The following is a 589-nucleotide window of genomic DNA, read 5'->3' on the forward strand; positions in this document are numbered from 1 at the left end:
GCACATTTCCCATGAGCTACAAAGCCGGTAATAGTATCGATACAGTCTTTAACACCAGAGACTTTATAAGTACTGCCACTTGAACCATTACCAATGGTAACACCGAACTTGATAGTCGCACCTGTGTTATTTAGATGCCAAACAAACATCCGATAAGTTACACTCGATAATCCAGGGGCAGTATCTGCCCAAAGCGTTGCATAACCATTAGTAAATGGAACAGAGCTACTAATAGTCTCTGGATTATCAGACAAGAAAAAACGTTGATTATTACTTGCTTTACCGTATAAGTTTAAAGATGGTAAAACATTTGGGATTGTCACAGCAGTTAAATCAGATTGAGAACATGAAGCCATTATTATTTCCTCCTAAAAGTTAATTGAGATGTGAGACTAGTGGATGTCGTTGATTAAGGTTATCCACGAACCTTGTTATCAACGATTTCTCGCTCTCATATAATTAAAGGGTTTAAGAGGGGGAATAAAACAACCTTCATTTTATTTTTTTTATGCAATCGATTAGGCTGCTTGGGGTGCTTTACTTGAAGATCATTGAGTTGCATAGGCAGCTCTTTTTTTATTGAACTAAA

The 589-nt window shown here is 36.8% G+C and carries 1 pseudogene; it reads right to left on the reverse strand.

Going from position 1 to position 589, the window contains the following annotated elements:
• A pseudogene (locus tag ACOMCU_RS28275) lies at nucleotides 1-356 on the reverse strand (hypothetical protein); the annotation flags it as partial.
• Nucleotides 357-589: the final 233 nt, after the last annotated feature.

The organism is Lysinibacillus sp. UGB7, from assembly GCF_049058285.1.
Classification (GTDB): Bacteria; Bacillota; Bacilli; order Bacillales_A; family Planococcaceae; genus Lysinibacillus; species Lysinibacillus sphaericus_B.